The sequence below is a fragment of the Gaoshiqia sp. US2 genome (assembly GCF_059705485.1).
Genome location: NZ_AP048550.1, coordinates 58,168 through 73,691, shown reverse-complemented (window position 1 = coordinate 73,691; position 15,524 = coordinate 58,168). Strand labels below are relative to the sequence as shown.

The 15,524-nt window shown below is 41.6% G+C and carries 10 protein-coding genes; 9 read left to right on the top strand and 1 reads right to left on the bottom strand.

All coding sequences use genetic code 11. The features are described 5' to 3' along the window. Positions 1-40: 40 nt before the first annotated feature. Complete coding sequence (locus AC6H3C_RS00265) at positions 41-1,480, bottom strand: membrane dipeptidase (protein ID WP_497518488.1); 1,440 nt, start codon at positions 1,478-1,480, stop codon at positions 41-43. Positions 1,481-1,845: 365 nt separating this feature from the next. On the opposite strand from AC6H3C_RS00265, the gene AC6H3C_RS00260 reads away from it, so the two are divergent. The 9 genes from AC6H3C_RS00260 (at position 1,846) to AC6H3C_RS00220 (ending at position 15,522) form a co-directional block, all read left to right on the top strand. Then, a complete protein-coding gene (locus tag AC6H3C_RS00260; protein WP_497518486.1) occupies positions 1,846-4,377 on the top strand; it encodes a DUF5686 and carboxypeptidase-like regulatory domain-containing protein in 2,532 nt (843 codons plus the stop codon). Between the two features lie 1,495 nt (positions 4,378-5,872). Further along, entirely contained in the window at positions 5,873-6,652 is a 780-nt protein-coding gene (locus AC6H3C_RS00255) for a class I SAM-dependent methyltransferase (protein ID WP_497518485.1), read from the top strand. Then, a complete protein-coding gene (rsgA, locus tag AC6H3C_RS00250) occupies positions 6,652-7,707 on the top strand; it encodes a ribosome small subunit-dependent GTPase A (protein ID WP_497518484.1) in 1,056 nt (351 codons plus the stop codon). Before AC6H3C_RS00255 ends, rsgA begins: the two co-directional genes overlap by 1 nt. Positions 7,708-8,187: 480 nt before the next feature. After that, positions 8,188-8,613, top strand: coding sequence for a very short patch repair endonuclease (locus AC6H3C_RS00245; RefSeq protein ID WP_497518483.1), 426 nt, complete (start codon positions 8,188-8,190; stop codon positions 8,611-8,613). A 210-nt stretch (positions 8,614-8,823) separates the two neighbouring features. Beyond that, on the top strand, positions 8,824-9,033 hold the full coding sequence (locus AC6H3C_RS00240) for a helix-turn-helix domain-containing protein (protein ID WP_497518482.1): 210 nt from the start codon (positions 8,824-8,826) through the stop codon (positions 9,031-9,033). 15 nt (positions 9,034-9,048) lie between these two features. Beyond that, positions 9,049-10,293 (top strand): DNA cytosine methyltransferase, encoded by a 1,245-nt coding sequence (locus AC6H3C_RS00235; protein ID WP_497518481.1) that lies wholly within the window; start codon positions 9,049-9,051, stop codon positions 10,291-10,293. A gap of 8 nt (positions 10,294-10,301) precedes the next feature. Beyond that, complete coding sequence (locus tag AC6H3C_RS00230) at positions 10,302-11,771, top strand: ATP-binding protein (RefSeq protein ID WP_497518480.1); 1,470 nt, start codon at positions 10,302-10,304, stop codon at positions 11,769-11,771. 6 nt (positions 11,772-11,777) lie between these two features. Then, positions 11,778-14,540 (top strand): Z1 domain-containing protein, encoded by a 2,763-nt coding sequence (locus tag AC6H3C_RS00225; protein WP_497518478.1) that lies wholly within the window; start codon positions 11,778-11,780, stop codon positions 14,538-14,540. Then, complete coding sequence (locus tag AC6H3C_RS00220; RefSeq protein WP_497518477.1) at positions 14,527-15,522, top strand: PD-(D/E)XK motif protein; 996 nt, start codon at positions 14,527-14,529, stop codon at positions 15,520-15,522. Before AC6H3C_RS00225 ends, AC6H3C_RS00220 begins: the two co-directional genes overlap by 14 nt. The last annotated feature ends 2 nt before the right edge of the window (positions 15,523-15,524 follow it).

Here is a 15,524-nt window from a genome sequence, read left to right as displayed (position 1 = left end):
TTTGTGCCTTTGTGTTTAAAACCACTTTTTGGCTCCACGCTTAAAAATTCTTCTTCAAAAACCCGTAGGCATTCCCTCTCATAAAACGTTCAACAATTTCATTTGCCTTTAGGCGGTTAAAATCATGCAACTTATTTGCCTGCTCCGAAACCAGGAAATTATACGCGTGTTTTTCGAGGTAGCTGTCAAACAGTGGCATATCTTCGGCTGTCCAGAACCCGTTCAGCGGGTTAATCATCCCGTCGAAGTCGGAGCCAATGCATTGGATTCCCCAGGCAAACAGCTTGTTGCGGTTGAGTACCTCGGCGACGTGTTCAATTTGGTTCCAAATGAGTTTCGACTTATGAAACAGCATTTTCCGCCGCTCCAAAAACGGCCCGCTTTTCTTTAGTTCGAGTTCACTGGCCACCCGGCGTTCGTCGAACTGGATGCCAAATAAGCCGCCCGAACGGGCCACCCGAAGTAGTTCATCATCAAAGAAATTGATGTCGGTACCCTGAAATTTGCCGTAATTAAACAAATCGTCTTCCACCTTTTCCTTGTGCGAGCGCATGCCGTTCACGGCGCCGTGGCTCACCAGCAAGGGGATGATCTCGTCGGGGAATTCCTCTTCGAGGAAGCGGTAATACTCGTTGCGGGCTTTTACGCTCATGTGTTTCAGGTCGATCAGCACTCTTTTTCCGTCGGTGTTGTCGAGCAACTTGCGGACGACCTTCCATCCCAGGTCGTGAAAGCCCTCGTTTAAGCCTTCAGACTGATCGCATATTTTACGAACCATTCCGTGAAGGCTTTGTGCATGGCCGACCAGTTCGTTGTTGAAATGATGGGTCATGCCGATGAAAAACAGTCGTTTATCCCACTGCTTTACTTTGTCGACATGGGCCAGCACTTCATCCGGATCGGCCTTTTTCCCCATCATCCCGAGGCCGCAGTTGAACACATGCGCCCCCTCGATGGTCAGGATCACATAAATGTTGGTAACCCCGGCCTCGTGGTTTTCTTCCATTTCGTGAAAGGCCGAGACCAGCTTGTATTGGTACCAGCGGCCGTCGATCCGGATTTTGTGGCCGTCGAGTTGCTTGTAGAAGTTGTATTCCATCTCCAGGTCGGTAAAGTAATTATCCATTTTCTGGACATAGTCGATGCGTTTTTTTCCCATGCCGATGACCAGGTTGTTGACCAGGTCGCCCGGCAGTTTGGTGCCGATTTTGGTCATTACAAAGCCCTTTTCGAGGCCGCACAGCGACACAAAGACCACCTGTGCCCCTCCTTTGGCTAGGGTGGTAAAATCGGATTGGCGGAACTTGGTGAGCGTGGCCGTAATGTTGGCCAGTTTGTCGGTAACCGAGGGAGAATCGGCATACCACAGGCTGTCCTGCCGGTTTTTGTTCGGGTTGTTGATTCCCGGCTTCCGGTTGAAACTTTTTCCCAGGGCCTTGATGGCCGGATGAATGTGCAAATCGATAAACTGTGATTCCATATTTTGTCAGATGTTAAGGGTTATCCGCGTAAAATGGAAAGGTTATTGACGGGTTTTGGTTTGGGCAGACCACTGCGGCCGGTATCGGAGCAGGTGCAATTTAAGAATAAATCAACATAAAGTCAATAACTTTCTTTTGGTAAAGTTCTGTCTAACCGGTTACAGATCAGTGTTGGGAGCAAAAGTCTTTTTCCTTTTGAGCCAACCGGGAGCAGGCTCAATGTTATTTTTTAGATTAAAAAACGAAGCCTTGAAGTCATCCGACTGTTTTTTTCTTCAATTTTACACATTCATAACGAAAAGCGCCCAGAAAGCCAGCGGTGAATTTGAACACGGGATCTTTTTACAGAAACAGAAAACTGAATATGCGTAAAAACAGCTTGTCGGATAGCTATTCATTCAACCTGAATATTTATTTGCTTTTCCTGCTTTTATTGTTAACAGGAAATAGTTTGGCACAAAGCCGATTTTTGGCGGGCACCGTTGCCGATTATCAGACCGGGCACCCCATCCCTTATGTCAATATTGCGTTTAAAGGCACCATGGCTGGAACAATCACCGACACGCTGGGATATTTTAAACTAAAAATATTTCCCGGGGCCGATAGTATTCAGTTCTCGGCAGTTGGCTATTACCCCGAAGAGCGTTTACTGTCGAAATCAGGAGCCGGCATGCTTTCGGTGCGTATGAAACCACAAACCATGGATATTTCGGAAGTCCGGGTAGCGCCCGATGAAGGACCCATCCGAAGGCTTCTGAAACAGGTGGTTGAACGAAAAAAGCAGAATAATCCTGATCAGTACAACCGCTATTCGTACCAAAAATACACGAAATGGGAATACCAGCTGAACCAGGTAAGCGACAAGATCATCCAATCGAAACCGTTCAGCAATAACCAGTCGTTGTTTAAAACAGAAGAAGGTGACAGTTCGAAATACCTGCCGCTTTATTTTTCAGAACAACTGGTATTTAACGAAGTTCAGAAAGAACCTTCGCTACAAAAGTCGACGGTGTTGGCCGACAGAACCTCCGGCGTGGGCATCTTGGATGAGCTGGAGATTTCGGGTTACACCAGCGCGCTGGATATGGAAGTCAACTTTTACGATAACAGCATTAACCTGTTCACCCAAAACTTTATCAGTCCCATTGCCGACAACGGCTGGTTCTTTTACAATTACTTTCTGGCCGACAGCTCGGTGGCCGACGGTTACAAGGTTTACCGCGTAAACTATCAGCCCCGGCGGAAATATGAGAATACCTTCAAAGGTTATTTCCTGGTCGAAGACCGCCATTATTCGGTGCTTGAGATCGATGCAAAGCTGTCGAACACCAGCAACCTGAACTTTCTGAAAAGCCTGAGGCTGAAAAGCAATTATTTCTTTGTGAATGATTCGACCCCCTTTTACAAACGCAACCAGATTGATGCCTTGTTTGATTATATTCCGTTTAACAACCGGAACAACAAACAGCCCCAACGCCTCAGTTTGTTTTATACCCAGGCGGCTACCATCGACCAGGTGACCATTGACCCGGCCCAACCCATCAGGCTGAGTACCCCTGGTGCCCGGTTCGAAACCATTAAGCTGCCGGATGCCACCTTCAAAAAAGATGATTATTGGGACCTGCACCGGCTGGAACCGTTAACCGGTAAAGAGCAGATGATTTCGGGCGTGATCGACTCCATTTCACAGATCCGGGCCGTAAGTTTTATCAACAACCTGGCCCGGATGTCGATGACCGGTTACTACGATATTGGTAAGGTGGAACTGGGACCTTACACCAGTTTTTTTAACACCAACGAGGTGGAAGGGGTTCATGTGTTTATGGGGGCCCGCACCAGTACGGAAATCAGCGAACACTGGATGTTTTGGGGCGGGCTGGGCTATGGTTTCAGAAATGAACAGCTCAGCGGTATGGCGGGGGTGGGATACAAATTTCCGGCCGTCAACAGGCGCATGCTCAAGATTTCGTATGACGATAAGATGATCCGGTACGGCGAAAGCGACAAGCTGTTGTATTTGTACGAAAATGCTTCGACCGCCACTGAAAACAACCTGGTGTCGCAAATGCTCAAACACAAGGAACTGCTGGAGATTTTCAGGGAACAGAAAGCCGTGGCCGCTTACGAACACGAATGGTTTCCCGGCCTGATCAATAAGCTCACCGCCAATTATACCTCGCACGATTCGCCCGAGTTTTTCCCGTTTACCCGCGACCAGCTTCCGCTAAAGTCGGTGTCGGCTTTCGAAGTGGGTTTAGATACACGCTTTTCGAAGCAGCAAAAGGTGGTCGACAACCGGTTTTACCGGTATTACATGGAATCGGAGCAGCCGGTCGTTCATGTTACCCTGGCCGGGGGCCAGGCGTTTTATGCCGGCAAGTCCAATTGGTACGGGCGGGTGATCGCCACCTGGGAGCAGCATCCCTATTTCGGACAAACCCGCTTTGATTATGCCATTGAAGCCGAAAAATATTTTGGAAAACTTCCATACACCCTGTTGAGTATCCCCCGGGGCAACGAAACCTATGGTTTGTATACCTTCGACTTCAACCTGCTGAATTACCTCGAATTTGTGCACGACCAGTACATCCGGACGTACCTGGAGTACCATTTGAACGGATTTTTCTTCCGCCGTATTCCGGGCTTGGAACAAACACGTCTGCGCGAGGTGCTTTCGGCCAAATGTATGGTAGGTTCGGTGAATGAAAAACACCGGGAGGCTGTTGATTTTCCGGCGACGCTCACACCCATGCAAAATCCGTATCTGGAATTGGGAGCCGGTATTGAAAACATTCTCAGCATGTTTCAGATTCAAGCGATCTGGCGCGTGCATCCCGCTTCGGTGGTGGGGGCCCCATCATTCGGCTTTCGCGCCAAATTCGAAATTACCTTGTAGCCGGGTTTAAGCAGATTCGGTCATTGCCGGTTAAAAACCGGCACACCCGGGGCGAACCAGCCTGCCTACCCCTTTTCAAAACCTGGTTCTCCATACAAAAGCAGGCCAGCAGGGATTATGTCCTTCCGGACGGGATTTACTTTTTTGTCTTGACACAAAAAAGTAAACAAAAAAAGTCAAGGCTGACGGTAATTTTGAAGGAAAACGACGGGTTGTGAATGCCACGCGGCCCCAACTCGTCGTTCCTCCTCAAACAGGGCCGCTTACCAGTCCCAGCCCGAATTCCCTTCCCTTGTTTTCCGGGTTCAAAATCCCCGTAGGCCGCAGCCGAACGACAGGGTAAATCCCTTGTTCTGATTCGGACCGTCATTTTAAACTTGACGTGACGCTACTAACAAGCGAACCAGCCGGGTGGCGTGGTTTTTAACCGCGCATTCGTCATTGCCGGTTAAAAACCGGCACACCCGGAGCGAACCAGCCTGCCTACCCCTTTTCAAAACCTGGTTCTCCATACAAAAGCAGGCCAGCAGAGGATTGTGTCCTTCCGGACGGGATTTACTTTTTTGTCTTGACACAAAAAAGTAAACAAAAAAAGTCAAGGCTGACGGTGATTTTGAATGAAAACGACGGGTTGCGAATGCCACACGGCCCCAACTCGTCGTTCCTCCTCAAACAGGGCCGCTTACCAGTCCCAGCCCGGATTCCCTTCCCTTGTTTTCCGGGTTCAAAATCCCCGTAGGCCGCAGCCGAACGACAGGGTAAATCCCTTGTTCTGATTCGGACCGTCATTTTAAACTTGACGTGACGCTACTAACAAGCGAACCAGCCGGGTGGCGTGGTTTTTAACCGCGCATTCGTCATTGCCGGTTAAAAACCGGCACACCCGGAGCGAACCAGCCTGCCTACCCCTTTTCAAAACCTGGTTCTCCATACAAAAGCAGGCCAGCAGAGGATTGTGTCCTTCCGGACGGGATTTACTTTTTTGTCTTGACACAAAAAAGTAAACAAAAAAAGTCAATGGTAATGTGTTTCAGCATTTATTGCCATTTGTTGATTTCGTAGTTAGCGCTAAAGATCCCGAAATGAATTCGGGATGACACAATGAAGACGCCTGTTGTGGAGGTCGTTACAAACAACTGCCGACGGCCCTCGTTACCGCTTCAATCAAACGAACAAACAAACCACCTCCCCCGCTACACGGGTACTCCTCCCTGGCAGGAGAAGATTTGAAATTTGTCTGTTGAACAACAAATAATTAGCAACATGTTTTCAATAAAATAAAACATTACATACCTTTGCATCATGTTAAAGACTTTATTTGAATCGGATTTGGTGTAATAAACAATCTGTGCTTCTGATACAGATTGTCCTTTCATTTGTTCCCGGATAACTCTTCTCGGGAACAGTTTCTATGTTATTATAATTTCAATTTTAATCTGCGTACAACGATGACAGCATTGTCCTGCTTTTCGTGTATGCAAAATGCATTAAAACAATGAGTAACGAGAATATCACAAACATTCACGAATTCGATTTTAATTTTATTTGCAACTTTTTTTTAAATACAGAACGGCAGGGCCCCGGTAGTCCCGAAGTGACCCTTAAAGCATTGAGCTTTATCGATAACCTTACCGACAAATCCCTTATAGCCGATATCGGTTGTGGAACAGGCGGTCAGACCATGGTATTGGCACAGCATGCACCGGGGCATCTTACAGGTCTCGACCTTTTTCCGGGATTTATCGACCGGTTAAACACGAATGCCGGGAAACTGGATCTTCAGGATAAAGTGAAAGGGATTGTCGGTTCAATGGACAATCTTCCTTTTCAGAATGAAGAATTAGACCTGATTTGGTCGGAAGGAGCTATTTATCACATCGGCTTTGAACGAGGGTTGAAAGAGTGGCGTAAATATCTGAAAACAGGAGGATATGTTGCTATTTCTGAAAGCTCGTGGTTTACCGAAAAGCGTCCTGCGGAAATTGATCGTTACTGGATGGAACTTTATCCGGAGATGGATACGATTCCCAGGAAAGTAAGCCAGGTACAGAAAGCGGGCTATATTCCCGTTGCCACGTTTATTCTGCCTTCAACTTGCTGGACAGAGCATTATTATGCCCCACTGGATACAGCCCGGGAGATATTTCTTAATAAGTATGCCGGGAATAAAGCCGCCGAAGAATTCATCGCTTTTCAACGTTATGAAGCGGAGATGTATCGCAAGTATAATGAATTCTATGGCTACGTGTTTTACATCGCAAAAAAGACAGCGTAATGATTAACTTAAATACTTATGGTTGGAATGATCGGTTAAACCAGCTAAAACAAGAATCAACGCATCGTGCCCTTGCTCATGGTCGTGTATCCATTGTACACCGGACATGTTACGAAATCGTTTCCGAAAACGGACTGTTTCAGTGTGAACTAACGGGAAATATGATGTATGGGAAAGCGGATTTTGAATTACCCTGTACTGGTGACTGGGTCATTTTTCAGGCATTCGACGAAAATAAAGGGATTATCGTTGATATGCTACCCCGTGAACGGACCTTGTATCGCAGGAAAAGCGGAACAGTTGCCGATAAACAAGCCATCGCTTCGTATGTCGATAAGGCATTTATTGTGCAAAGCCTTGACGATAATTTCAATGTTCGCAGGGCCGAGCGTTTCATGGTTCAGATTTTGGAAGCAAATATCAAACCGGTATTGGTACTCAATAAAGCCGATTTAGGTTTTGATAAACAGAGAGTGGATGAAGCAATCAAACATGTTACCCGTCAAATGCCTGTATTGATCACAAGTGTCCGTCAGCCCGAAACTATTCTCCTGTTGCGGGAGTCGATATCGGAAGGCGAAACAGTTGTGTTTGTCGGTTCTTCGGGTGTCGGGAAAAGTTCTCTGGTAAATGCGCTTTGCGAAAAATCGGTATTGTTCACGTCCGATATAAGCCAGTCCACAGGAAAAGGACGGCACACTTCGACCCGCCGGGAAATGGTTGTGATGGACCGTTCAGGTGTTTTAATCGACACCCCGGGCGTTCGCGAATTTGGCCTGGCTATCGACAATCCGGATTTACTTGCAGAAGTACTGGATATTTCCGACTTCGCAAAATCGTGTCGTTTTAAAGATTGCACCCATATCAGCGAACCCGGTTGTGTTGTTTTAGAAGCGGTAAACAGCGGCCTGTTAGACCACAAAGTTTATGAGAGTTATCTGAAACTTCAACGGGAAGCATGGCACTTTTCGACTTCGGAACATGAAAAACGTAAAAGAGGTAAATCCTTTTCAAAGTTAATAGATGAAGTAAAGAAGCGTAAGGCGAACTTCTGATCCCGATCTAAGCAGTGCAGGTATTCAATTCAAAGAATGCCTGCACTTTGTATTTTATCATTACTGTCCGGCAAAAGCTCATTAATATCCCTGCATACCTTTCGTGGACTCAGAAAAACAGCCACCTCCGAAAAGTGGTTTTCAACACAAAGACACAAAGTCACGAAGAACGTATTTATTTCAAATAGCTGATAAACAACAAAAAAAAAAATTATCAAAAACCTTCGCGTCTTCGTATTGAATTTATATTTGGTAACTCTTCGGAGCAGGCTCTTTATTGGTTTATGTTATTATCCTCCGGCCGGGCATTCCTGATTTTTATCGGGACAAGTATTGATGGCCTGCCCCCCTTTTCAAAACCTGTTCTTCCATAAAAAATCCCGGAGGGTTTAAAGGTCAGTTGCAAGTGCCCGTTGGTTATCATGGTTTTAGTTTGCCTGGATGATTTCTTTTTTGGCCGTATAAAATTTCTAATTTTGAATGATGGCCGATGTACACGATAAACAAACCCGAAGCTACAATATGAGCCGTATCCGGGGGAGGGACACCCAGCCCGAACTGCTGGTACGGAAATTCCTTTTTGCCAACGGCTTTCGTTACCGGCTGAATATAAAATCGCTGCCCGGGAAACCCGATATCGTCCTTCCGAAATACAAAACCGTCATTTTTATTAACGGTTGCTTCTGGCATGGGCACAAAGGCTGTCGTTATTTTGTTCTTCCCAAAACCCGCACCGAATGGTGGCTGCAAAAAATTAAAGGAACCCAACGGCGTGATAAAGAAGCCGAAATTGCCCTGAACATTCATGGTTGGAAAGTGATTACCGTCTGGCAATGCGAATTGAAACCCGAAAAAAGAGAAACTACCCTTGCTAATCTGACTTACGAAATCAAAAATGGCAGTTGATTCTCAATTAACATCTCCGTGAAAATCTTGAATTTTTGGCAGATACTCTTCATTTAATAGTCTCCGTTTACGCCCTTGCCTTGAATAAAAGGTACTAATATACTTCGGATAATCAATGTGATTCATAGTCTGTTGTGTGTTTGGTGACGAACACTCAATGTGACTTATAGTCCGTTGTGCGATAGTCAACATAAAAATACATTTAATGGTATGAATGCGAAACAAAAAATTGGTTTGCGAATCAAGGAGCTGAGGCTTCAAAAAAAGTTGTCTCAGGAACAGTTGGCATTGAAAGCAGATATCGATCGAACTTATATGACCAGTGTGGAGAATGGGAAAAGAAATGTATCGATCGTACTTATTGACAGAATTATTCGCGCCTTGGAGACAACTTTCGAAGAGTTCTTCAAAGGTTACTGATAACATAAAAAACGCATGAATTTTATTGATCTTTTTGCTGGTGCCGGTGGTCTTTCCGAAGGGTTTATACGGGCGGGCTTTAATCCAATAGCACATGTCGAAATGGATAAAGCAGCTTGCAATACGCTATTGACCAGAACAGTATATCATCATGTAAAAAATACGGCTGACTTTGAAAAGTACATTTCTTACATTAAAGGTGAGGGAATAACAAGAGATGAACTGTATGAGTTGTTGCCTGAGGAAAAACGGAAATCGGTAATAAACCTTCCTGTTAGTGACGAAACTAACGAGCAAATATTTCAACAGATCGACGAATTAAAGGGTGACAAAACTATTGACTTAATTATTGGCGGTCCGCCTTGCCAGGCTTACTCGCTTGTAGGGCGTTCCAGAGACAAAAACCGGATGAAAGGTGACCCTCGTAATTATTTATTTCGCCAGTATGCCAAATATCTGGAATATTATCAACCAAGGTACTTTGTTTTTGAAAATGTTATCGGTTTACTATCTGCAAAAAAAGATGGTGAATGGTATCTCGACAAGATGCGAGAACTTTTCAAAGATGTTGGGTACGAAACCGAATATAAAGTACAGGAAGCAACAGACTTTGGTGTCCTCCAGAATCGTCGTCGGGTTATTCTGATTGGGAAAAGAGGGGAAGAGAAAGGCTTTTATCCTGAGTTTGAAAAATGGAATCCAAATGTTACTGTCTCCGAAGTGCTGAACGACTTGAACCCACTCCAAGCGGGAGAGGGTAATTATTACGCATCGAAATATAAAATTTATGAGGGTGACTACCTTTATCAAGCACACATACGCAATGGCCTGGACTTTACAACGCAACATATAGCACGCCCTCATAACGATCAGGATAAAGAGATTTACAGGATCGCTATTCAAAGATGGGAAAAAGGCGAACGCTTAAACTATAATGATTTATTTGATCATTTGAAAACACACAAAAACACTGCTTCGTTTGTTGACCGTTTTAAAGTTGTTGCAGCAAATAAGCCATACTCACAAACTATTGTTGCACATATAGCAAAAGACGGACATTATTACATACACCCCGACCTTAAACAAAACCGATCCCTGACGCCTAGAGAAGCCGCACGATTACAAAGTTTTCCTGATGATTTCTTCTTCGAAGGAGAAGGGAGCAGACAAAGCAGAACCTCAGCGTTTAAGCAAATTGGGAACGCTGTACCACCACTCTTAGCAGAGCAGATAGCAAAAGCTATTAGGAAAATAATTTAAGCCCACTTATGAATTATTCCAAATTCCAAACCGCATCTGCTATCCCTGATGCTTCCTCAATGATTGAAACATTTCGGGCAATTGGGTACAGCATTGAAACTTCTGTTGCTGATGTTATCGATAATTCAATTTCTGCTGATGCAAAAAATGTATGGGTAGATTTTGAATGGAAAGGTTCCAAGACGTGGATTTCGATCAAGGATGATGGTTGGGGGATGGACAATGAGGAATTAATAAATGCTATGCGCCCTGGTAGTAAAAATCCTTTGGATGAAAGAAATGCCAATGACTTGGGAAGATATGGATTAGGCCTTAAGACAGCATCATTTTCGCAGTGTAGAAAACTTTCAGTTGTAAGTAAAAGCAAAGAATCTGAAATTTCTTACTGGACTTGGGACTTAGATTTCGTAAATCAAACCAGCAAATGGGAATTGATAAAATACCTGCCTGACAACGAATTTGAGAATAATTTGAAAACATTGAATTCAGGAACAATTGTTATCTGGAATGATATTGACAGACTGGTCAAAGATGCAGATGAAAATGATAGAAAAGCTTTGGATAAATTTCTGCAAACAATGGAATTTGTAAAAAAGCATTTGTCAATCGTATTTCATCGTATTATTGAAAAAGGGAAAATAAAGATTTGTTTTCAGGGGCGAATATTGGAAGCATGGAATCCTTTTATGCTGGAAGAACAAGCTACACAGTCTTTTCCTGCGGAACCTTTAAATGCAGGGAAAGTGGTTTTAAAAGGATATATACTTCCGCATAAATCCAAATTATCTGCTGAAAAATTCAAAATTGCTGAAGGAGTTAAAGGTTGGAACGGACACCAAGGTTTCTATATTTATCGGAATGACAGGTTGCTTGTTTCCGGGGATTGGTTGGGTTTGTTCAAAAAAGAAGAACATTACAAACTCACCCGGATAAGTATTGATCTTCCTAATAGTCTTGACTCTGACTGGCAAATTGATATAAAAAAGTCAGTTGCACGACCTCCTGTAATTCTTAGAGATCAAATAAAAGCTTATGCTGTAAACGTTCGTTCTCAGTCAGTTGAAGTATATCGCCATCGCGGAAAAACTGTCCGTCTTTTGCCTGGACAAAGTTTTGTTCCATTCTGGAAAGAAAATAAACGTGGTGATAAGTGGTTACATGTTATTAACAGAGAACATCCAATCCTTGGAAATATAAAAAAACAGGCGATAACAGATCCTGATAAAGCAATTGAAACTTTATTGAAATTTATTGAAGAAACAATTCCTGCCAAGTCAATTTATATCAAAGAGGCTGAGGAAGCAGATTCACAGGCCAAACCTTTTGAAGGAATTGATACAGAACCTGTTTTGAATCTAATGAAACAAATGTATTTTTCAATTATTCAAAATGGTAAAACAGATTCACAAGCTAAATCAATTATTAAAAATATTGAACCATTCAACAGTTTTCCACATTTAATTGACCTTCTAAACTAAACTGTTATGATACGGCATGCTATCAGAACTATAAGAACATTGCTTCCCAATACTGGCAGTGTAACACCTGAACAAATAGATATTGCAATAAATATTGCACTTTCAATTCCTCAATATTCAAATATCGAAAAAGAAAAACTTTTAAGAGAAATTCAATCAATTTACAATATTAGAATTGATGATTTCCGGGTATTGGAAAATTCAGAACTTCGAATTCCGTGGATTAATAATAAAAAAAGTTCAATAAGTTGGGATTTTTGGAACAGGTACAGGGATTATTTGTCAGTGGAAAAAAATTATGCTGAAACTGTGGTAAATCAGTTAGACCGATTAACCGACAGGACATTAGATGGTTTATTTGATCCAACTATTAATGCTGTAATTGATAAAAAAGGAATGGTAGTTGGTCATGTTCAATCCGGAAAAACATCCAACTACACTGGACTTATATGCAAGGCAACCGATGCGGGATATAAACTGATTATCGTTTTAGCCGGGATACATAATAATTTAAGAAGCCAAACCCAATTAAGACTTGATGAAGGATTTTTGGGTTTTAATACAAAATTTGCTCAGGTCTTTAATAAAATTGATAAAGAGGATATTTGGATTGGAGTAGGAAGAATCAGTAAGAAGGAAGTTGCTCATTCGATTACGTCATGTTTGGACAAAGGAGATTTTAGTCAGGGAGCATTTAATTCACTGGGATTGAATTTTAATACAAATGAACCAATAATTGCAGTTGTTAAAAAGAATGGAAGAATACTCGACCGTTTGTTACAATGGCTTACTGCACAAACAATCGAAGTGGATGGTAGAAGAGTTATAAGAAACAAGTCATTGCTTTTAATTGATGATGAAGCAGACAATGCGTCAATAAATACAAGACCTGAAAATGATGGTACAACCAGAATAAATGGATTAATAAGGGAAATAATCCGGCTATTTGATAAAAGCGGTTATGTAGGATATACAGCAACTCCTTTTGCAAATCTCTTTATTCCAATACAGGAGGATGAACTTTTCCCTAGAGATTTTATAATTAATTTACCTGCTCCTTCTAATTATGTCGGACCAGATAAAGTTTTTGGTTTTCAACTTGTTGAAGAAGATGAATTATCTGATACGGTTTTGCCAATAGTAAGAAGAATCGATGATTTTCAAAATTTTGTTCCAAATGGTCACCGCAGCTCGGATCTATTACCTCACGATGCCCCGGATTCTTTATCGACGGCAATAAAATGCTTTATTATTACATGTGCAATTAGAAGATTAAGGGGGCAGGAAAATGTGCACAATTCAATGCTTATTCATGTTAGCAGGTTTGTTAACTGGCAACGACAAATAAGAGATATTGTCCAAAATATTTTCGATTTTTATCGGAGAGGTATTGAAATGAACATTCCTTCAGTTATTGAGGAAATAAAACATGCATTTGAAACAGATATTGAAACATACAAATCATATCCTACAACTTCCCAATTGATACTTGATTCTCAACTGGAAGAGATTGACCCACACATTCAAGTTCACAATTGGGAAGAAGTAATTCCTCACCTTAACAGTGCAGCCTCAAAAATTCAGGTTAGAGAAATTAATGGTGGTTCAGCAGATGCCTTGAATTACTTTGATAATAAGAATGGATTATCTGTAATCGCAATCGGAGGGGATAAATTATCACGAGGATTAACATTGGAAGGTCTTTCTGTTAGTTACTATTTACGGGCATCAAGAATGTACGATACACTCATGCAAATGGGTAGATGGTTTGGGTACCGGCCTGGATATGTTGATTTGTGCAGATTATTTACAAGTCGGGAGCTGAATGAATGGTTCTGCCATATTGCCCTTGCCAGTGAAGAACTTAGAAATGAATTTGATTATATGACCGATGTTGCGGGTAGTACTCCCGAACAATATGCATTACGAGTCCGCACTCATCCGGGAGTATTACAAATTTCAGCATCAAATAAAATCAGGAGAGCAGAAGAAGTAAGGATTTCTTGGTCAGGGAGATTGATTGAAAGTTATGAGTTAAGTAAAAAGCCGGAAATCATTGAAAAGAATCTAAAAAATACAGTCGCCTTTATAAACTCTATGGGTAATAATTTTGAACGTGATTCAAATTATTACTTATGGCGAAATATCAATATTGACTCCGTAAAACAATTTCTTTCCGGATTTGAATTATATGACAATTTAAAATCGGCTGCCCCGCAAAATTTATTGAAGTTTATAGATTTTAAATATCGTAATAGTGAACTAAAATCGTGGAATATAGGATTAATTACGAAACAACAAGGCATCAGTTTTATGGTTAATGAACAGGTTAATATTAATCTGATCAAAAGAACTCAGGCTCAGGAATCAACTGACAACCTTTATTACATTAAAAAGTCACACATAATAAGTCCCGATGATGAATTTATCGATTTGACAGAAAATGAAAAAGAAATAGCCAGTCAAGCTTCCATCAGAATCTGGAGAGAAAAGAAAGGTGTTACTACTGGTGAGCCATTAACGCTAAACGGTGATTGGGTTAGGAATCAAATAAGAAAACCGGACAAGGTACTACTCTTACTGTATTTTTTAAATCCTGAAGGTGCAGAAATAGCGGATTTATCCAAACCTATAGTTGGCTATGCAATCAGTTTCCCCGGAACTGACAATGATGATGCTGTAACGTATGCTGTTAATCGGCAGTTGCTACAAAACTTTGATTTAGAAGATGTTTATGAATCTGAAGAAGAAGACGATGACGAAGATTGAACAAATTTGGAATGATCTTGAGAATGACAGGTCATTTACACATGGATTGCTCATTAGAAGATATTCTGGAAATGTGCTGCCGGATGTTTTTGTGGCGTTAAAATCACCGGAAAATTTTCGATGTGTTGCCGCCTCTTTAAACAATTCAATTCATATAAATCTGTCGTCATTTTCAAATTTGAGGGATATTCATGTTGAAATTATACCCGATGAAGCCAATATTGAAAAGAATTATCTGATTTTTAAATTGGTGAATTCTGAACACAGGGATATTTTTTCGGTTCTATGCGAGGATTTGATTTTGAGTATTTCTTCATTTACCAACCAAATTCAGCTTTTAAAAGCAATATTAAATAGATTTGAGAAATGGAAATCGCTATTTGATAAATTAAATTCGGTTGGGCTTACGCCTCAGGAACAAAGAGGATTATATGGTGAATTATACTTCCTAAGAAATTTTTTAATTGCAAATCCCGACTTTTATAAAGTATTAAATTCATGGACCGGACCTGCAAAGGAAATCAGAGACTTTCAAATTGGAATTACAGCGCTGGAAGTTAAAACTACACATGGGAATAATCACCAGAAAATTCATATAAGCAGCGAAAGACAACTTGATTTAAGTAATATTCAAAATCTTTATTTATATCATATCTCGCTTGATGTCCGGCATCAGGATGGTGAATCTTTAAATCAGATAGTTGATTCAATTTCAGAATTGTTAAGAACAGATTATAGTGCTTTAAATAGCTTTAATAACAAGCTTTTAGATGTTGGTTATTTTAATCATCATCGTGATATATATAAGGATACTGGTTATTTCATCAGACAAGATTCCTTTTATAAAATTGAAGGAGAATTTCCAAGAATTGAGGAAAATGAAATAAAGCCCGGTGTCGGTGATGTCAAGTATTCAATCATTGTCGATAATTGTCAAAAATACCTAACAACCGAAACAGAAATATATAATAATCTAAACTAAAC

Bases quoted from the DNA above. Each gene is read 5' to 3' on its own strand.
- AC6H3C_RS00265 (WP_497518488.1), bottom strand. From the start codon at position 1,480: ATGGAATCACAGTTTATCGATTTGCACATTCATCCGGCCATCAAGGCC.
- AC6H3C_RS00260 (WP_497518486.1), top strand. From the start codon at position 1,846: ATGCGTAAAAACAGCTTGTCGGATAGCTATTCATTCAACCTGAATATT.
- AC6H3C_RS00255 (WP_497518485.1), top strand. From the start codon at position 5,873: ATGAGTAACGAGAATATCACAAACATTCACGAATTCGATTTTAATTTT.
- rsgA (WP_497518484.1), top strand. From the start codon at position 6,652: ATGATTAACTTAAATACTTATGGTTGGAATGATCGGTTAAACCAGCTA.
- AC6H3C_RS00245 (WP_497518483.1), top strand. From the start codon at position 8,188: ATGATGGCCGATGTACACGATAAACAAACCCGAAGCTACAATATGAGC.
- AC6H3C_RS00240 (WP_497518482.1), top strand. From the start codon at position 8,824: ATGAATGCGAAACAAAAAATTGGTTTGCGAATCAAGGAGCTGAGGCTT.
- AC6H3C_RS00235 (WP_497518481.1), top strand. From the start codon at position 9,049: ATGAATTTTATTGATCTTTTTGCTGGTGCCGGTGGTCTTTCCGAAGGG.
- AC6H3C_RS00230 (WP_497518480.1), top strand. From the start codon at position 10,302: ATGAATTATTCCAAATTCCAAACCGCATCTGCTATCCCTGATGCTTCC.
- AC6H3C_RS00225 (WP_497518478.1), top strand. From the start codon at position 11,778: ATGATACGGCATGCTATCAGAACTATAAGAACATTGCTTCCCAATACT.
- AC6H3C_RS00220 (WP_497518477.1), top strand. From the start codon at position 14,527: ATGACGAAGATTGAACAAATTTGGAATGATCTTGAGAATGACAGGTCA.